Raw genomic sequence first — 18,972 nt, forward strand, 5'->3', positions numbered from 1 at the left:
CCTGTTGCTGTCCCTGAACCGATGACGATTGGTGGTTTGTTGGTGGGTGCGGGTGGTTTGTTGGCTGCACGTCGTCGCAAACTGAACAAAAATGGTTAATCTCTGAGGCGATCGCGACAAGAACAAGTTTCAGGAACTCTTGTCCGATTAATGGAGAGCACATTCATCAATTCGGTCAGTCCCCTTAAACAGGGCCTGACCGAATTTTTTTGAAGATTTGCCCTCTAGCTGCTCAATTTTTTAATTCTGGCGGTGCCAGCAGCCGGAATTGCGGGAAAAAGATAAACTGATTACCGGCTTATCCCAGGGCTTCTGATACGCTACTCAAAGGCTGATGGTTCAGCTTTAACCCCAAGTTAAGCGTAAGTGGAATATGTACGAGAAACTGACTCCCCCGACGACTGGCGATCGCGTGACCTTTAAAAACGGTGAACCCATTGTTCCCGATAACCCGATTATCCCCTTCATTCGTGGCGACGGCACGGGGGTTGATATTTGGCCTGCTTCCCAAAAAGCGATCGATGCTGCGGTAGAAGCGGCTTATGGGGGCAAACGTAAAATTAGCTGGTTTAAAATCTACGCCGGTGATGAAGCCTGTGAAAAGTACGGCATCTATCAATATTTACCCGAGGATACCAACAAGGCGATCGCAGAATATGGCATTGCCATCAAAGGCCCCTTAACCACCCCGATCGGTGGCGGGATTCGTTCCCTGAATGTGGCCCTCCGCCAAATTCATGACCTCTATACCTGTGTCCGACCCTGCAAATATTATCCCGGAACCCCCTCCCCGCACAAACACCCCGAACAACTCGATGTGATTGTCTATCGGGAAAATACCGAAGATATTTATCTGGGTATCGAGTGGCGTGCTGGGACGGAAATCTGCGAGAAATTAATTGATATTCTCAATAATCAATTGATTCCCCAAACCCCAGAACATGGGAAAAAACAAATTCGCCTCGATTCCGGTATCGGCATCAAACCGATTAGCAAAACTAATTCTCAGCGATTGGTGCGCCGTGCCATTAAACGCGCCTTACGCTTGCCAAAAGCTAAACAGATGGTGACTTTGGTCCATAAGGGCAATATTATGAAGTACACCGAAGGGGCATTCCGGGATTGGGGTTATGAACTGGCAACCACGGAGTTTCGCAATGAGTGCGTCACGGAACGAGAATCCTGGATTTTGAGCAATAAAGAGAAAAATCCCGACCTGAGTATTGAAGAGAATGCTCGTCAGATTGACCCGGGTTATGATTCCCTGACGGAGGAAAAACGGGCGGTGGTTTGCGAGGAAGTTAAGCAGGTGCTTGATGCCATCTGGGAGACTCACGGCGATCGCAAATGGAAAGAGAAAATTATGGTCAATGACCGCATTGCCGATAGTATCTTCCAACAGGTCCAAACCCGCCCTGATGAGTATTCCATTCTGGCAACGATGAATTTAAACGGGGATTATCTCTCTGATGCAGCAGCGGCGATCGTGGGTGGATTGGGCATGGGACCCGGTGCCAATATTGGCGACCAATGTGCCATTTTTGAGGCTACCCACGGCACCGCACCCAAACACGCTGGGCTCGATCGCATCAATCCCGGTTCCGTCATCCTCTCTGGGGTGATGATGTTGGAATATATGGGATGGCAAGAAGCCGCTGATTTGATTAAAAAAGGCATTGGTGGAGCTATTTCTAACCGCGAGGTGACTTACGATTTAGCTCGATTAATGGAACCCCCGGTGGAAAACCCCCTCAAATGTTCCGAGTTTGCCGACGCGATTATTAAACATTTCGACGATTAGAACTCGGGCCCCCGTCTAAAAATCCCCCCTGATTTTCAGGGGGGATTCTCTTCTGACGAAGCCAGAAATTTTTTAGTTAAAGCTGGTGACAGGAGTCGAACCCGCGACCCACGCATTACAAGTGCGTTGCTCTACCAACTGAGCTACACCAGCATGAGTTTTAACTTTACCAAAGTTCGGGGCACTTATGCAACCCCTCTACGGGAATTTTTTAGAAGGGATCAGACTATAAACCCCATGTAATTGAGAAAAATCCGATCGCGGATTAAATCTCATTACATAGAAAGAGGTCAGCCGCCAATCTGACTCGATAAACTCAGGGTATCGAGTCAGAACAGGAGCAACTTCATCCCATGAATCAGCCCATCATTACTCTATTAATATTTGGCCTGTTACTGATCGCGGTCCTTTCTCCCTTTGGCGCTTTATCGGCTTTGATGCTGGTGGTTTTAGGCACGGGTTTACTCTGGACCCTGTGGAGTCTGTTTCTGGCATTTTTGAGGGACCCCTCTGAGGATTCGGGTTCTTCGGGAAATTAATCGGGTTTTAAGCGGGGGCGGTGACTTGTAATTGCTGATAGGCTAGTTGAGCACGAGCACGCACGACTAACTCTTCATCGGATTTGGCCCGATCGCCTAACTGGGTTAAAAGTTGACGCAACCACATCGGTGAATTGGGCAATGCTGCTGTGGCGAGTCCTTGCATTCCTACGACTGCCGCATAGCGCACCACCCATTCTGGATCTTGCAGCACCTCCAAGAGGGTTTGATAGACTTTCTCTTGGGCACTGACTCTTTCCTCGGGGTCCATTTTTTCCCAGAGGATATTCCCTAACCCGGTTGCTGCTGCACGACGCACGCTCAGTGCAAAGTCATGGGCTGCGGTCTCTAACAGTAACTCTAACCCCCGGGGGTCACCAATTTTGGCTAAGGCTCGCAGGGCCCAGGCTCTGGCCCCATAATTGAACCCATCCAGTTGTTCCAACAGGGGGACAATGGCGATTTCCCCGAGGGCAACCAGTCCCTCTACTCCAGCAACGGCGGCACCGGGGTTATTGAAACCTAGGGCTTCGATTAAGGTGGGTATTGCTGAGGGCGATCGCGCTTGGGCTAATTTCCACAGGGCGTTAGTTAAACGTTCGGCTGAGTCTGCCTCTTCAACGGCTTTAATTAGTTCTGTGATTCCGGCGTTTTCAGTCATGAACACTGTTGGATCGCTGTTTTATGAATAAGGGTTAATTTTAATTGACACAAGAGTATCATTAAAGCCTGATTGATCCTCCAGAGTTCTTATCAACGGAAGGACCTAGAGGAGGAACCTCACCCCACTCTCCTGACAAGAGTAGGTTTTATTACGTTTATGATGATTCTCCGGTCCCCTCCCCTTGGCAAGGGGAGGGTTAGGGTGGGGTGTTGGCGGTGAGGTGGCGATCTCCTACAACAGACTATCCATCAGATTCATCACTTCAATTAAATCTGGGGATAAATCCGGGGCGGCATCAGAATGGGTTAGGGTCAGATGATGCTCAATTAGTCCTTTGAGGGCAATCAACTTGATGCTATTTTCGGCCAAGGTTTGAGAAATTGCTTTGGCTGCGGGTAAATAGGCGATCGCGCCTAAATCTAATAGGGCCGATCGCCTCAGTTGCAAATCTTTTCCCTGCAAGGCTTGAATTAAGCGTTCTGCATACCCCCCTTCCCCCGTCAGTTGATACATCGCCCGGGCAGCAGAATATTGCACCCGAGGAACCTCATGGTCGAGAAAGGGCTGAATCAGGGGAATCGCTTCTGTGGCTTGCAGGGTTCCCAAGGCTTCTAAGATTGTATTGTAGGGTTGGGTAAGGTGGGGTTTTCCCTGCACCTGGACCGCTGCGGTGAGGCCCCCGGCGAGTAATTGCATCAGGGAAGGAATTGCGGTGCGATCGCCGAGTCGTTCCAAACTCTCGCCTGCGGCTTCACGGACATAATAATCGGAGCAGTCTAAGCAGTCAATTAGGGCAGGAACGGCGCGATCGTCCCCGACTTTTCCCAGTGCGCGGGCCGCATTGCGTCGCAGGGGGAATCCACCCGCTTCGGTTTGATCCCGGTCCTCGGATAATAAATCCAGCAAGGCATCGATCGCCCCTGGTTCGCGCACTCCAAATCGGCCAATCCACCAAGCGGCGTAGTAACGCAAGCTCAAGTCTTCGTGGCGCAAATTGGCGATCGCCACCTCTACAGTTAAAGTCTCACCCTCCCCTGCTGGAGGGGACGGTGAGCCTGATTCAAGATTGTCCCACATGAGTTAAAAACCGGGTTGGGCTAACGGGTTAGAATCTCTAACCTATTTAGCTTCTCCTTCATGAGTCGGTTGCTCAATCTCAACACTCAAGGGGTGAATACTAACAATTTTTCCACCCAGGCGGGTAATCCGCTGCATTTCTTCGTTCATGCGATCGTAGGGAACCGTGATAAACACGCTTCCACTCTGGCGGATCGAGTGGTTACTCTGATCTCTTTCTTCATTTTGACGCCATCCAGTTACTTCATACCGAAATAAGCGGTTTCCTGCGTTGGTATTGGATTGATTTAAGCCTGCAACTTGACCTAACATTTTATTGGACTAGCTCCTTGAGTGTAGATTGACTGGGTTAACCCACAGGCGATCGCAATGAGGTTTTTCCACGGTTTAATCCGGAATATTTCACCCTATCTAGTGGAAATATTTTTCTTCAAATTAATCCAGTAGACTTCATGGCATTTTGCCACCTGTGGGTCGTCTGAGATTTTATCCTAAATTAGGCCGTCGTGATGCTGGCAATTTTGCCACCTTGCTTCACGATTTGTTGAATTTTCGTAGATAAGCTCTCGAAAGGAACGATGAAGGTTTGGCAACTGCGACGCACGCCGGTTTGCCGGAGTCCGGTCACTTCAATGCGATACACACCGCCATCTTTTCCAAACCCAACAAATGCACCACCGAGGCAGGTTGCGGGAGCAGAATCGAGAGAAGGACGGTAGGACCAGCCATCCGAACCGCCAGAGGGAGCAACAATCGTGTTGGTTTGATTTTTGCTGAGTTCACGAATCAACCGAGATTTGCTGCCTTCGAGTTGAGCGCGATCGCTGTTGGCGTAACCGCGATAAAGGCGGAACATCCGGTTAAACCCTACGGTTTTTTGACCATTTTGGGTATCAAATCCGCGATAGTAGGGTACGATATTGTCCCCAAAGCTGCTTTCGTATTCCGGGGAATCGATGTAAGAATCGATTTCTGCATCAAACCCTTCGGTTTCATACATATCCAGGTGGTAAATCACCTCGGATTCATCATAAGGAGCCCGTCCCAACAGATGTTTATAATTGAGTTCGATGACTCGGGTTTGGAAATTGGGGTAAAGAAACTTTTCTTTGTAAAGTTCCGATTTAGCAACAGCCCGGACGAAATCCCGCACGGTCATTTTGCCATTTTTCAGCAGGGATTCGGCACTCTTAAGGCGCTGGGATTTCATCACATAATCGTTCCCGAGTACCTGACGGTAAACGCCGCGAATCACTGCTTTTATATCTTGTTCACTGCTATTTTGACGCAGTTCTACCCGGCCTGTATCTCCATAAGGCATCGTTCCCAAACGGGATGCTGCTGTTGTAATTGCCATCTAAACAATCTCCCAAAAAAAAGTTTTTACTGTTGTGATTTTAGATGTGCTTTTCTTTAGAACATCCAAAATCTTGGTGCCGCGATCGGTAATTACGGGGGTTTTCAGCTTCAACAAATACAAAGATGCCCGGACAGGTAAACAGATACGACGCTGTTGCCAGCACCCGCCTACCTCCCCGGACATCTCACCTTTTACCGTTCTAAGCAATCAGACAGATGCAATCAGAATGCATCAATTAGCTCAAAGCATTGATTGCGTAGTCGATGTAGGTGTTAGCTTCAACAGAAGCTTGTCCGCTGAGGCCATGATTGCTCTTGATGTACTTGAGGGCTTCAACGTACCAGCTAGGAGATAAATCAAACGTGCTGTTGATTTCATCCAAACCAGCAATCAGGTACTCATCCATAGGACCTGTGCCACCTGCAACTAAGCAGTAGGTGATCATGCGGAGGTAGTAGCTGATATCACGAGAGCACTTTTGCTTGCCGGTTTCGGTGGAAGCATAGTTCGGTCCCTGCATCGAGGTGGTGTAGGGGAACTTGTTGTAGACAGCTTGTGCAGCTTTGTCGGTTAAGCTCTGGGCGTTACTGGTCAAAGCACGAGCAGCTTCCATGCTGGCTTGAGCGCGTTTGAAGCGACCATCAACAGCTTGCAGTTCGGAGTTGCCCAGGAAACGGCCTTGAGCGTCAGCAGAAGAAATTGCTTCAGTAATTGGGGTTTTCATCGTTGCAGTATCTCCCTAGGGTTGTACTAATTTTTCGTTCTTTGGTTTTGGTTTTTTTAAGGTCTTGGCTTAATGGCTAGAGCCTTAAAAAGAAAAGATAGTTTGGGTTTTTAGTCGGAATATATCAGACTAGGAAACCGCAGAAGCTGCGCGATCGAAGTAGCCAGCAATCTCAGACATCAAAGCGCTGCAATCACCAGGAGTGATACCTGCGGGATCGTTGGCGATGCGGACAGCGGCATCTTTCATTTTTTGAACGCCAGTGGCAACGGAACCACCGGGAACACCCAGGGCTTGGTAGGTTTCACGAAGACCATTCAAGCAGCGATCGTCTAACACGCTGGCATCACCGGCAATAACTGCGTAGGTGACATAGCGCAGGATGATTTCCATGTCGCGTAAGCAAGCTGCCATACGACGGCTGGTATAAGCATTTCCACCGGGTTGGATCAGCTGGGGTTGCTCAGAAAACAGAGAACGAGCGGCTTCAGAAACGATTCCAGAAGCGTTGCTGGTGATCCGGTTGACGGTATCCAAGCGCTTGTTACCTTCTTTGACCATGTTGGTCAGAGCATCCAATTGGGCGGTGCTCAGGAATTCGCCACGTGCGTCTGCTTGCGAAACAACTTTTGCAAATGCGTCTAGCATGTACTCAATCTCCTTTATTTATTGGCTTGCTTTGGGCTTCAATCAAGTTTAGTTGACCCCGCTCAAGCTAAAAAGCTTGTTAGGTTCCGACTAACCCCAGCTACAACAATACAACAATTCGTTTGTTTATGTTAAAGCTGGACTCGAAGTTAGTGGCTGGCCCCTTTTGGGGCTTCGTCACCCGCTTTCGAGAAATCTTAGAAAATATTAGCAGAAGTATGAGAAACTTGAAAACCTTTTTTAATCAATACTCAGGTTAACTTTTTTCGTTTCTCAACCCCTTCAGGTTACCTTTATACACTGCCTTCGTCCCCAATATCATTACGAAATGTTAAGTTTTTTTATTTTTGTCCAAATTGAGCAAATATACTCAACGATTTAAGCTATCTGAGTCTCTTAAATCCTGGAAAATTCCCGGGGGATCGTGAGTCGGGGAAACCGGGTAAGACCTTTACCAGCAGGAGTTTAGGGAATACCCAGGAGCCTTGGACCCCGGGTCAAAAAAACTACTCCCTTCAGATTCTCATAAACATTTATGCCAATCGATAGATGCAGAAAGTCAAACTTGAGGGTTCCCAGGCTGAATAGGATGTATCTGACTTTCTCTCGGTATCGGTAAAGGAGCCACGAGGGAGGTAGGGCCTAGGACTTCCGAATAGTTAGAGGTAAGAGGAACCGAGGGTACTCACAAAAACAATCCGAATTAGCCGCTAATTCGCTTCTAAGCCCCAATGTCTTGTCCTGACTTGGACTGACTCAGCCAATCTAATAGCCAATCTATTATGTAGGGTGGCAAGAAGCCCCCTGATCCATCCCTTTCACGTCAACACCTTTGAGTTGCCTCCTGATGACTGGGTTGAATCGGGACCCGAGGCCCTAAACATCAGGGAAAGCCGATCTGCCGCCTTTATTAAATCTCAAATCAGGGAAACACCCAATTAGGTTGATCCGTAAAGAGTTAAGGGCGACGAGTTAGGGGTCAGAATTAATGACTTCCCTTGAATCGAGAACAAATCCGCTTCAAGGGAAGTCATGAATTGAAACCTGATAATGGGTTTTAATCTCGGTTAATAAGGTTTTTAAAGTCATACTTCACCAGTCTGCGATCGCCGGTTTAAATTCCGTCCCTCCCATAGAAATTTTTCATTTCAAAAAAGTATGGGCCGGTTAAGTGGCCTTGAGCATTTTTTTAGAGTTTACAGTTGCCAAATCCATGAAATTGAAATCTGCCCCGATGTCAACATTCCTTTTTAGAAATAAAAATAATGGCCTAAAATCAAGACCAGTTTTCCCGATAATCTAAATTAATACAGAATAATTTAAATAGTTATTTACTGAGTTAGTTCGGCTTGCATAATAAAAATAGCCTGGATCTAAATCAATCTTTTTAGGCTTCCAGGTATTATTGGAATATTTCTGAATAAAATGATTGATTCTAGCTCCTAGAATTTAGTCTAATTCAGGATTTAAACATTCTAATAAAAGCTGAACAATATTGACTAAAATTCGAGTCCTGACCGATTATTTTTGGGGACACACAATCTATCAGCAAGAATTTCACAGGTATTTCAGGGTGTTTCAATGGTTTGGATTAGGCGTTTTCCGACCTATTTTAGCTGACTAATGTTTGAAGAGCTTAGACAGCGAATAGCGCGAAACGTCTCCCGTTAAGTAAGGTTAGCTCTAGGGCAAGCAAAATCATGAACCTTGATTGATTGATTCAACTTGAAATAAAAAGGTGCTATAGTCATGAAACGAGAGAAAGAATTGGCTAAGTTACGAGAAATTACGGAGAATACGATAGAAGATGTGGTGGGAAAAATGTGGGAACTGGGGAAAAGCTTTCCAGATATTGCCCAGTATTTAATTCTGACCGAAGCCGAAGTGGAAGATGCTTTTATCCGATATCAGCATCGATTTGAAAGGGGCGATCGCACTTGAGAGCAATGCAGACGCCTCGACCTGGAACTGAAGAATTCCCCAGGAAATATTGAACCGGTAACCGCTCAACTGGACGAGTCTGTGCCAACGGAATATCAGGGCAGAATTTAGCTATATCCGATCCTTTATCAGTTGTGGAATCCCCTCACCCCTTTCTCGTCGGCGGCCCAAAGGGGGAGAGGGGAGCTATAGATGTCATAAATCATTTAGGATTGCTATAGAATTTACTCTGGGGGAGTGCGATCGCCACCAGGGTTTTAGCCTGGGGAAGAACAAGACCGAATTCAGGGCCACATCCAGGTAGTCGCCACCCTCAATGCCAGGAATCGGATCCAAAGCAGAAGGCAACCCGTCCAGGGGAATCTGAAAATAGGGGCCAAGAGTAGACTCAGGAGAAAATGGAATCAACCCCTCGGGGATAGAACGGCAGACAGGTTGAACGTGGGTGTGCCAGGAAACCGGCAACCGGCATAAAAATTGAAACCGAATCATTTTGATACCGGATAATTGCTAATCTTTAATGGAGGTGTAAGAACTGGCTTCGACGGATGACCTTTCCCAAAAGCCAACCGGGTTAACCCATCGACAAAGAACAGCAGGGCAAAAAATCAAGCAATCTTGATGGGTTCGGCTACTACTGCAGCTAGAGGGTCAAGTAACCGAGGAAATTGCCAATAAGTTGGTAAGACCCTACAGTTAGGAATGATAACTGCAAGTTATAGTGTTGTTGAGACGTGCAGTCAGAATATAGGGTAATGTAGCTTCTGTGAGTTATTGCCTGAATCCCAAATGTCCCCATCCTAATGACCCAGCCAATGCGAACCATGTCAAATGCGTTCACTGTGGCTGTGATGTACTCCTGCAAGGACGGTATCGGATTATCAAACCCATTGGCGGTGGAGGCTTTGGTAAAACTTTTGAAGTGGATGACCAAGGCGCCATTAAGGTCCTGAAAGTATTGCTTCAAAACCATGAAAAGGCGGTAGAGCTTTTTCAGCAGGAAGCTGATGTGTTAAAACGGATTAACCATCCGGGGATTCCCAAGGTAGAGCCCGATGCGTACTTTTCGATCACGCCTCCGGGGGAAACTGAACCTATCCACTGCTTGATGATGGAAAAAATCAGTGGGTTGAACCTGCGCGATTGGATGAAAAAACGGGGAAATCGGCCCGTCACCCAAAGCCAAGCCATTGATTGGTTAAAACAAATGGTGGAGATTCTCGATCGCGTCCACCAACAAAACTTTTTCCATCGGGATATCAAGCCCCTCAACATCATGATTCGCTTGAATGGTCAAGTGGTATTGATTGACTTTGGGGCCGCAAGGGAAGTCACGAATACTTACTTTGCGAAAGTGGGGCAGGGTCAAAACATTACTGGCATTGTCTCTCCGGGCTATACGCCACCGGAACAAGCCAATGGTAAGGCGGTACCGCAATCGGATTTTTATGCATTAGGCCGGACCCTAGTGTTTTTACTCACGGCGAAACCGCCTACTGCGTTCTCAGAAAATCCTCGGACGGGAAAACTCGTCTGGCGCAATAGTTCACCGCAGATTTCCAAGTCTTTTGGGGATGTAATTGATTACTTAATGGCCCCGTTTCCGGGAAAGCGGCCTCAAAGTGCTCAAGCTATTTTGCAATGTCTGGCAGAGATTGACTTGACGCCGCCGAACGGGGAAGTTGGGGATGCGAACACCGGAATCAGCACTTCTGGAACTCGGGGAAATTACAATACAGGTTCTCATGGCAACTCGAAATCAACCGCTACGGAATCGAGAAAACTGCGATCGCAATATAAGCCCGTTTACCCCCCGAAGAATAGCAGTAAAAGCGGATTTTTGAAAAAAGGCGGCAAAAAACCCTGGATTTGGGCGATCGCCATCTTATTAGTCCTGTTGGCTACCTCTCAAGTCTATGGCTATTGGCGATATGGATTATTTCCCGCCAATCCCGTCGGACTCCTAGTCAATATCCCCAGCAGTCTATTTTTAAGAAGAAGTATCCGGGAAGTGGGTCAAGTTCAGTCGATCGCCATGAGTCCGCTGACCGGCGCTGCGAGTCAATCTGAAGGGGGTACCTTTGCCAGCGGAAGTTTTGGCACAATCCGCATTTGGAATCTCAACAGTGGCGAGTTGCTGCACACCATTGCTGCTCATAAAGACTGGGTAAGGGCTTTAGCCGTGAGTCCCAATGGTCAAACCCTAGCCAGTGGTTCCGCTGACAAGACGATTCGATTATGGAACATGAATAATGGGTCCCGAATGCTGACCATTGCTGGACCCGGGGCCCATTGGGGTCCCGTGAATACCCTGGCTTTTACTCCTGATGGTCAGCGGTTAGCCAGTGGATCCGATGATAATACGATTAAGATTTGGGACATCAGAAGTGGGACTCGCCTCCGCACGATTCAGGCAGGATCTGGGGTGAATGCGATCGCCTTTACTCCCGATGGCCGCCGAATTATTAGTGCTGCCAATGACAATACCGTAAAAATTTGGGATTTAGCAACCGGCGCGAGATTGTTAACCCTGCGAGGTCATGCTCATCCCGTTCTTTCCCTAGCCATCAGTTCTGATGGTAACACCCTGGTCAGTGGCAGTCGCGATAATACCATTGCAGTTTGGGATCTCAGAACCGGAGAAAGACGCTATCAGCTAATTGGAGATTCCAGTTGGGTGAGATCCGTGGCGATCGGTCCCGAGGGTAAGATGTTGGCCAGTAGTGGGGGGACAATCGAAATTTGGAATTTAGCCACCGGAACCCGGCGCTATCAGCTTACAGGTCATTCTAGTTATGTCAGTGGAATTGCGATTACTCCTGATGGGAAAACGCTCTTGAGTGGTTCTCCTGATGAAACCATTAAAATTTGGCGAGTGCCATCGGTGAGGCAACCTTAAAAAGCAACTCCTGTCATGGCATCCCAAACCGGAGTTTTTTCCATCTTTTCTGCGATCGCCCAACGCTATGAAACTCAAAAAAATAAAAGGCTTGCATCTGATTTTTCAACTCAAAGGCTCAGTCATTCCCTCCATTTTACCTCCGGTTTTATGTAGTGGCTTATTTGGCTTAATTGTCTCTATTTTATATCGCTTGGGTTATCCGGTTTCTTGGCCCGTATTAGAGGGATTGGTCCCCACCATTGTTCTGGGTTTATTGTTAGTCTTTAGAACCAATACAGCTTATGATCGCTTTTGGGAAGGACGAAAAGCCTGGGGAAGCCTTGTCAACTCTGTTCGCAACTTTTCTCGGCAAATTTTGGTGGCCATTGGCGAAAATCATCCCGAAGATGCCACGGAAAAAGTCAATCATTTGAGGTTGTTAGTTGCCTTTGCTGTAGCCACAAAATTACACTTGAGAAACGAACCCATCAATGACGAATTACAAGGTTTAGTCTCTCCAGAACAGTATGAAAAGCTTCAAAGAATGAATCACCCTCCTCTGGAAATCGCCTTTTGGCTGGGAGATTATCTACAGAAACAATATCGGCTTAATAAACTCGATATTTATCAACTCACTACCATGCTTAAGCTGTTAGATACAATGGTGGATAACTTGGGTGTATCAGAACGGATTTTAAAAACCCCGATGCCGGTGGCTTATACTATCCATTTGAAACAGCTTCTCTTCATCTATTGTCTGGCGTTGCCGTTTCAAATTGTCAGTCACTTAGATTTATGGACCGGACCCGTTGGTGCTTTAATTAGCTTTACTTTATTAGGCATAGAAGAAATCGGAATTGAAATCGAAAACCCTTTTGGATATGATTCTAATGATTTGCCACTTGATACCATTTGCGATGCCATGCGGGTCAATATAGAAGATTTAATTTCTCTATCTGCCAACAATCGAACTTCGGAAAATTTGGCAAATCAAAAAAAACTATTAAATATCGATTAAAGGAAGATATTTTTTAATTTTAATTTTATAAAACATGAATTAAGCTGTCGAGTATTTAGTTCGTTTACACTCGCGAAGTTTAAAGTATTGGGGCAATTCGTGAATTGCCCCGAAAGATTGGGTGATATCCCAATGAGGGGAGATGATATTGCCCTCAAATGCCCACTAAACAAGCCGAAAAATGAACGGATAGCGGTAAATCAAAGTTGGGTCCGAGAGAACCTTCACAATGGCCATAATCGGCAGAATCCAACTGATTGCTAATAAAATAAACAGTAGGGGAAACCCAATCAGTACAAGAGTCAAGAGGCCAAAGATGATGCCATAGAGATAGAGATTGAGATGAAAATTGAGAGATTCTCGGGCATTCCCTTTCACCACCGGGTCCTCGGAAAGAAACAAAATGGCGATCGGCAATCCGACGGAAAGAAATGTAGCACTCAAAAAAATGGCTCCATGAGACAAGACCGATAATAACTTCCGTTTATCTGCATCGGACATAAAAAATCCTCCTATTTTTCCTATTTTTCCTATTTTGCCGATCGCCTTCTACTCAAGTTATAACACTCGAAAAATAAAAGGATACTCAAACGGTCGGTCCGGATTTTCGAATACCTTCACCAACCCAAACGCAGTCAATCCCCAATGGAGAAGAAACCCGGCTGGGGCTAGAATAAATCCCAACAAGCCAAAGGTCAGAAAACTCAGGGCAAAAATCAGCGAACCCCAAGCCCAGACATTCAGATGAAAATTGATAGATTCTTTGGCATTATCTTTCACGACCGGGTCATCGGATACAAATAAAATTGCCAGAGGGATACCAATAGACACCAAAGTTGTACTGAAAAAAATTGCCCCATGAGACAGTAGGGATAAAAGCTTCCGTTTGTCTGCATCGTACATGACTTTAACTCCTTTTTTGATTAAACTTCTGTGAACAATCGCTGGGTATGTGATGCGATCGCCACCCATCCAAGATGAGTTTGCCTTTTAATCTATCTTAATTTTGCGACAGACCCATTGATCCGAGGGGGGGAATCTTCCCCCTATTCTATTGATGATCTCCACAATCCTCAAGACTGTTGACAAACTAGGCAACTCAGCGGGTCTGCCTCAGATTGACCAGGGGAAAACTACCCCCTAGCAAAAACTCCCGAATGGTTGAACCCAGTGCCACACCCCACAGATCCGGGCGGCGAATGATTTAGACTGGCTATAGAGCATTCAAGAATCGAGACTGAATAATCCCCCACCTTCTCGATTCTGACTGTTTTGTTCTCGTTGAACCTATTGGTTCATCTACCAATTGCGAATCGATGGCTATGGAACACTCGGATCTCCAAACAGGGTTGGCGGCGCTCAAAAAAAAGAATTATGAAATGGCGATCGCCATTTTAGAAAAGGTTTGCGAACAAGAACTCCATCAACCCACCGTTGATCGGGCGACGATGGGGTTAGTGATGGCCTACAAAGGAAACCGCACTCAGTCTAAGGCGATCGCCTTATGTCAAACCTTGACCGAATCAGACAGCCCCAAGGTCAAAGATTGGGCAGTGCGGACCCTGTATCAGTTGAATCAATCTTCCCCCTCCGCGCCCGAGTCTCAACCCCAAATCCCGAAAACAGTCAATCGCCCCGGCAGTTCGCCCTCCCCCCTCGGAGGAGATCCCACCGGATTTGTGCCATTAAACCCCTCATCTTCCGGACCGGCTCAACCTTCCCCCCTCAAAAACTCAAACTCCCAGGACATCATTTCTCCCCTCTCCCTGGGAAATCCCACGGGATTTGTACCCCTAGAACCGGCTCAAGCTAAACCGGCGCCCCGGTCCCCAGTCAACCCGCCACCCCTGCCGCCACATAAGCCACCCGCGCCACATAAGCCCCCCAGACCCCCGGTTCCCCGGCAGGATTCTCCACAAGTCCTCCCCTTAGAAGTCGATGCCGAGGGGTTTGATTATTTAACCCCATCAAAAACCGAGGCTGATTCACCCTCGGCAATGGCATCGGAGGACGCACAACCCTTCCCGACTCCTCCGGAATTAACGGTTCCGACTCCCCAACCTCGGCAATGGCGTCAGGCGGGACGGGCGCAAAACTGGCGAAAACTCAAACCTGTCAAACCGACCTATCTATTGTTTGCCCAAATCGGCAGTGCGATCGCCCTGTTTTGGTTGCTGCGAATTCTCATGAATTGGGGGATGGCAACGGCTAATGACCTGTTCCATCGACTCCCCCTGCTGTGGCCGATCCAAAGTTTTTATCGGGACCAAACTTGGACCTTGTTGGGCATACTCGTCCTGTTGTTAATTGCCTCTCCCTGGTTGCTGGATTTACTGCTGCGCTTCGCTTACGGCATGGAAAAACTCCCCCCACAGAAACTCGGTAACTACAGTTCAGAGGCCCGTAAGTTGCTATCCCGGTTTAGTGTGGAACGCAAGCAACCGGCCCTGTCCCTGGGGGTCATTCCTACCGATGCACCGATCGCCATGACTTATGGATTTGCCCCTCGGTTTGCCCGAATTGTGGTCAGTCAAGGGTTATTAGAGCAATTAGAGGAGGATGAAATTGCCGCAATTTATGCCGGTGAGTTAGGTCATTTAGAAAATTGGGATTTTACCCTGATGTCTTTGGCGATGTTACTCTGTCAAGTTCCTTATGTGGTCTATTGGCAGGTGTCCCGGGATGGGGATAAGTGGTTGGACTCTCAGGAGTGGTCCGGCAGGGTGATGTTAGGGACGGCAGGGGTAATTTCAGCGATCGCCTACGGGTTTTACTGGGTGTTGCGTTGGCCGGTTTTATTCCTGTCGCGCTTGCGGTTTTATTACAGCGATCGCGTGTCTGCCTCTTTAACGGGCAATCCTAATGCTCTGACTCGCGCTTTACTGAAAATGGCGGTGGGAATTGCCCAGGATGTGGAGAAACAGGGTCAAACCAGTTTTGTTCTGGAAGGATTCGATTTACTCTCGCCGGTCGGCTATGTACAAGGGATGACCTTGGGAAGTTGTTCTGGCTATGATGCTTGGGAAAATATTCTGGAGTGGGACCGCCACAATGCCTACAAAAAATGGTTAAGTTTCCCTCAATCTCATCCACCTTTGGGCGATCGCCTCACCCTGTTGGATTTATATGCTCGGTTTTGGAAGCTGGATACTGAGTTGGATTTTGCCAGCGATCGCCGAGTGGCCCCGGCAAAATCTCCCCGTTGGATGCTCAAACGCCTGTTATTACAAGGCGCACCCTATTTTGGTCTTCCCCTGGGGTTACTCGCCGGGTTGATGCTGTGGGTATTTGGTGCAGTTGCCGTCAACCTGGGGTTGCGAGAACTGGATTGGGTGTGGGGCGATCGCTCGATTCTTCAGGGTTCTTTATTAATAGGAGTAAGTCTGGGGATTTTTCTGCGGATCAATTCCTTTTTTCCAGACATTACCTCTAAAAATATCCGCACGAATCCCACTTTGCCCGACCTCCTCACGGATCCCGATGCCATTCCGGTAGATAGTTTACCGATTGGTTTGGAGGGACAACTCCTCGGACGGCGCGGACTGAGCAATTGGCTGGCGCAGGATTTAATTTTGCAGTCCCCGACAGGATTGGTCAAGTTGCACGCTGCCTCAAATCTGGGAGTTTTTGGGTATCTCTGGTTATTGGCAAAGCGTCCTAGCGATTTAGTTGGACAGACAATTTCGGCGATCGGCTGGTTCCGTCGGGGTGCGACTCCCTGGATTGACCTGGACCGATTTACCACCCCTGACGGCAAAACTCACTCCAGTGCTCATCCAATCTGGTCTACGATTTTGGCCGCAGTGGCGGTACTGTTAGGCGTTTACTGGATGTCTAAGGGCGGGACCTAGGACAAAAGTTAAAGCCCGGACTCAGAATCCGTCCGGGATTTGTCACAATTCTTAATGAAATCCGTCCATCCTGGAGCTAATCTGAAAAAAACTCTCGTTTCACCCCTGGTCAATGCCCTGGCGCGAGTCAGGGTTGACGCCTTCCAATCCAGGGAAACAGCACCAGGTCCAACATAAGGGCGGGTTTTCCCTCGGAATTGAGAAAAAGTTGAAACAGCCAACAAAATGGGCGGGAAATGAGGAAAATATTTGACAGTGATCAGCTAATGGTAAAATTTATAGTCGGGAAATAGAAAACTTTTGAGTCAACTACTAGCTCGCATGCATAAGCTGTGATATTTTTAAGAGTGGCTCGATTGAGGCCAAAAAAAAGTAATGGGATGGGAGATAATCACCCATTTCTGTTAGAGTAAGTAAGAGAGCGCCCATATTGAGAAACGCATCAACTTTACCCTTGAGCCGTTTGAAGTTTACCTAGGTGGTATTAAGGACAACGGGAGTATGCTCGTCAGTGGTTTGGAAGCCCCGGATAGAGGATATGTTTCCTACAGCAGATTTTTATCAAAAGCAGAAGAAAGGAATCCTGAAAGATCCAATGCCCTCCCTAAAATTTCACCGAATTGTCACAACCGTTCGAGGCAATGTGTTGGCGCGTTTTTTTTTCGATAGGGTATGCCTGTGGTGGGGTGAGCAATAGTGAACCGATTAATAAAAGCCAAGCCGTTACTACTTTTACCCTTGTGCGATAAAAGGGTAATCAGAGGACAGGAAAGCTCTGGCTTTAAGTCGTTAACGACGAAGCCCAGAACCAACCGATCGAGTCAAAAAAGAAGGTTTTGTATTTAATTGATTTTCCAAAAGATAGGAGGTATCTCAAATGTCGATTCGTCTTTATATAGGTAATCTGCCAAAAGAAGTCGATCGCAAAGAACTGCAAGACGTCTTTGCTGATGCTGGTGATTCTGTGACCACTAAAGTCATTACCGATCGCAAGACGGGCAAGTGTCGGGGGTTCGGATTCGTCACAGTAAAGAATGACGAGCAAGCCGACGAATTTATCGAAAAGTTCAACGGTTTTATGTTCCAAGATACCCCTCTGAAAATTGAAAAGGCTTTGCCTCGCAAGAAGGGGAAAGGTGACGAGGAACAAGAAGGAGCACCCACTTCGGAGACTGGGGAGGTTACTGCAACCCCCACCACCACAGCCACACCGACACCCGCCGCAGCTAAGGTGGCTAAACCCACCACCGGAGGCGGTGGAGGCGGTAATCGCGGCTACAACAAGTCGAAACGCTCAACCGGCAGCACCAGCACCAGCAGCAGTGGCAGCCCAGACCCGGATTCGGTACAACCGGATCCCCGTTGGGCTGGGGATTTAGAAAAGCTCAAACAGATGTTGGCAGCTCAAGCCAGCAACTCCTAACTCAATGGAATTTCCCACTCAATCTGCATTCAGGTGACGGGTTACAGGGGGAAAATCCGATGGATTGTTTTTCTTTAGATATTACCGCGATCGCATTTTCTGCGATCGCGGTTCTTTTTTTCAGTGTGTAGAAGTCATAGCAGCGCCTTTATCCGTTGTGGAATGCCCTCACCCCTTTCTCGTCGGCGGCCCAAAGGGGGAGAGGGGAGCGGATTATGTCATAAATCATTTAGGATTGCTATAGCCGGGAATTTTTTGAGGCGATCGCCTCGGTAAAAGCGCATCTGTCCAATTGCCCCAGAAAATTGGGTCACAACAACCCCAAACGGGTTTTTATCTTTTTGAGGGGGTTTGGGGGAGCTATAAGACCCACGCCGTACCCTTAGACCTCTCTCAGGGTCGGCGTTGGGATACATGGACTCCCCCAGTTAAGTTGACGGGACTCGATGTCCTGTCAACTTAACATTTAATGCTGAACGATTGTCCAGTAAATCCAGTATAATAGAGGGATGTTGACAATCACTCACCGCTACCGAATCTATCCAAGCGCCACTCAAGAAAAGCAACTCATTGAGTGGATGGAAATCTGTCGAGGAGCGTATAACTACGCGCTTCGGGAAATCAAAGATTGGTGCGATAGTCGTAAGTGTTTGGTAGATAGATGCTCCTTGGAAAAGGAATACATCCTCCCTGCTGGTCTGAAGTTTCCTGGCGAAATTCAACAACTCAACAACTTGCCACGAGCCAAAAAGGAATTTCCCAAATTGGGTGAAGTCCCTTCTCAAGTTCTCCAGCAAGCTATCAAGCAGTTGCACAGAGGTTGGGAATACTTTCAGAAACGAGGATTTGGTTTTCCACGCTTCAAGAAGTATGGGCAGTTCAATTCGTTGCTGTTTCCTCAATTCCAGGAAAATCCGGTAACGAACTTGTGCGTTAAACTGCCTAAGATTGGAGCCATTCCAATTAACCTGCATCGCCCTATCCCAACAGGATTTGTGGTCAAGCAGGTGCGGATATTGAGGAAAGCCAACTATTGGTAAGCATC

General features: G+C 47.5%; 18 protein-coding genes and 1 tRNA gene. 9 read left to right on the forward strand and 10 right to left on the reverse strand.

Features of this window, described 5'->3' with window-relative positions:
- Positions 1-99, forward strand: a 99-nt coding sequence (locus J0895_RS26995) for a PEP-CTERM sorting domain-containing protein (RefSeq protein WP_207088932.1), incomplete at its 5' end; no start/stop codon positions are given.
- 274 nt (positions 100-373) lie between these two features.
- Complete coding sequence (locus J0895_RS15265) at positions 374-1,801, forward strand: NADP-dependent isocitrate dehydrogenase (RefSeq protein ID WP_207088907.1); 1,428 nt, start codon at positions 374-376, stop codon at positions 1,799-1,801.
- An 80-nt stretch (positions 1,802-1,881) separates the two neighbouring features.
- Here J0895_RS15265 and J0895_RS15270 read toward each other — a convergent pair.
- Positions 1,882-1,954: transfer RNA gene (locus J0895_RS15270), tRNA-Thr, on the reverse strand.
- Positions 1,955-2,154: 200 nt separating this feature from the next.
- Between J0895_RS15270 and J0895_RS15275 the strand changes: the two genes are divergently transcribed.
- Positions 2,155-2,340 carry a hypothetical protein gene (locus J0895_RS15275; RefSeq protein ID WP_207088908.1) on the forward strand — a complete coding sequence of 62 codons (186 nt, stop codon included), beginning with the start codon at positions 2,155-2,157 and terminating at the stop codon, positions 2,338-2,340.
- A gap of 7 nt (positions 2,341-2,347) precedes the next feature.
- Here the strand turns inward: J0895_RS15275 and J0895_RS15280 are convergent, their stop codons facing one another.
- From J0895_RS15280 to J0895_RS15305, 6 genes are all read right to left on the reverse strand, one after another.
- Positions 2,348-3,001 (reverse strand): HEAT repeat domain-containing protein, encoded by a 654-nt coding sequence (locus tag J0895_RS15280; protein WP_207088909.1) that lies wholly within the window; start codon positions 2,999-3,001, stop codon positions 2,348-2,350.
- A 234-nt stretch (positions 3,002-3,235) separates the two neighbouring features.
- Positions 3,236-4,081, reverse strand: a complete 846-nt coding sequence (locus tag J0895_RS15285; protein WP_207088910.1) for a HEAT repeat domain-containing protein — start codon at positions 4,079-4,081, stop codon at positions 3,236-3,238.
- Between the two features lie 42 nt (positions 4,082-4,123).
- On the reverse strand, positions 4,124-4,393 hold the full coding sequence (locus J0895_RS15290) for a phycobilisome linker polypeptide (RefSeq protein ID WP_207088911.1): 270 nt from the start codon (positions 4,391-4,393) through the stop codon (positions 4,124-4,126).
- A gap of 184 nt (positions 4,394-4,577) precedes the next feature.
- Complete coding sequence (locus tag J0895_RS15295) at positions 4,578-5,438, reverse strand: phycobilisome linker polypeptide (RefSeq protein WP_207088912.1); 861 nt, start codon at positions 5,436-5,438, stop codon at positions 4,578-4,580.
- 238 nt (positions 5,439-5,676) lie between these two features.
- On the reverse strand, positions 5,677-6,165 hold the full coding sequence (cpcA, locus tag J0895_RS15300) for a phycocyanin subunit alpha (protein WP_207088913.1): 489 nt from the start codon (positions 6,163-6,165) through the stop codon (positions 5,677-5,679).
- Between the two features lie 129 nt (positions 6,166-6,294).
- On the reverse strand, positions 6,295-6,813 hold the full coding sequence (locus tag J0895_RS15305; RefSeq protein WP_207088914.1) for a phycocyanin subunit beta: 519 nt from the start codon (positions 6,811-6,813) through the stop codon (positions 6,295-6,297).
- A 1,749-nt stretch (positions 6,814-8,562) separates the two neighbouring features.
- Between J0895_RS15305 and J0895_RS15310 the strand changes: the two genes are divergently transcribed.
- On the forward strand, positions 8,563-8,754 hold the full coding sequence (locus J0895_RS15310; protein WP_207088915.1) for a hypothetical protein: 192 nt from the start codon (positions 8,563-8,565) through the stop codon (positions 8,752-8,754).
- Positions 8,755-8,949: 195 nt separating this feature from the next.
- Here the strand turns inward: J0895_RS15310 and J0895_RS15315 are convergent, their stop codons facing one another.
- Entirely contained in the window at positions 8,950-9,246 is a 297-nt protein-coding gene (locus J0895_RS15315) for a hypothetical protein (protein ID WP_207088916.1), read from the reverse strand.
- 274 nt (positions 9,247-9,520) lie between these two features.
- Between J0895_RS15315 and J0895_RS15320 the strand changes: the two genes are divergently transcribed.
- Together J0895_RS15320 and J0895_RS15325 are read left to right on the forward strand one after the other, a co-directional pair.
- The gene (locus J0895_RS15320) at positions 9,521-11,653 is read left to right on the forward strand and encodes a protein kinase domain-containing protein (RefSeq protein ID WP_207088917.1); all 2,133 of its coding nucleotides are present in this window, start codon (positions 9,521-9,523) and stop codon (positions 11,651-11,653) included.
- A gap of 67 nt (positions 11,654-11,720) precedes the next feature.
- On the forward strand, positions 11,721-12,653 hold the full coding sequence (locus J0895_RS15325) for a bestrophin family protein (RefSeq protein WP_207088918.1): 933 nt from the start codon (positions 11,721-11,723) through the stop codon (positions 12,651-12,653).
- A gap of 165 nt (positions 12,654-12,818) precedes the next feature.
- On the opposite strand, the gene J0895_RS15330 is transcribed toward J0895_RS15325, so the two are convergent.
- Both J0895_RS15330 and J0895_RS15335 read right to left on the reverse strand, forming a co-directional pair.
- Positions 12,819-13,154, reverse strand: coding sequence for a DUF4870 domain-containing protein (locus tag J0895_RS15330; RefSeq protein ID WP_207088919.1), 336 nt, complete (start codon positions 13,152-13,154; stop codon positions 12,819-12,821).
- Between the two features lie 57 nt (positions 13,155-13,211).
- Positions 13,212-13,556 (reverse strand): DUF4870 domain-containing protein, encoded by a 345-nt coding sequence (locus J0895_RS15335; RefSeq protein ID WP_207088920.1) that lies wholly within the window; start codon positions 13,554-13,556, stop codon positions 13,212-13,214.
- Between the two features lie 419 nt (positions 13,557-13,975).
- Between J0895_RS15335 and J0895_RS15340 the strand changes: the two genes are divergently transcribed.
- The 3 genes from J0895_RS15340 to J0895_RS26780 all read left to right on the forward strand — a co-directional run bounded on the left by J0895_RS15340 (position 13,976) and on the right by J0895_RS26780 (position 18,967).
- On the forward strand, positions 13,976-16,504 hold the full coding sequence (locus J0895_RS15340; protein WP_207088921.1) for a M48 family metalloprotease: 2,529 nt from the start codon (positions 13,976-13,978) through the stop codon (positions 16,502-16,504).
- Between the two features lie 877 nt (positions 16,505-17,381).
- Positions 17,382-17,927, forward strand: coding sequence for an RNA recognition motif domain-containing protein (locus tag J0895_RS15345; protein ID WP_207088922.1), 546 nt, complete (start codon positions 17,382-17,384; stop codon positions 17,925-17,927).
- 509 nt (positions 17,928-18,436) lie between these two features.
- The gene (locus J0895_RS26780) at positions 18,437-18,967 is read left to right on the forward strand and encodes an RNA-guided endonuclease InsQ/TnpB family protein (protein ID WP_340643528.1); all 531 of its coding nucleotides are present in this window, start codon (positions 18,437-18,439) and stop codon (positions 18,965-18,967) included.
- Positions 18,968-18,972: the final 5 nt, after the last annotated feature.

This window comes from Phormidium pseudopriestleyi FRX01, assembly GCF_017313335.1.
Classification (GTDB): domain Bacteria; phylum Cyanobacteriota; class Cyanobacteriia; order Cyanobacteriales; family Laspinemataceae; genus Laspinema; species Laspinema pseudopriestleyi.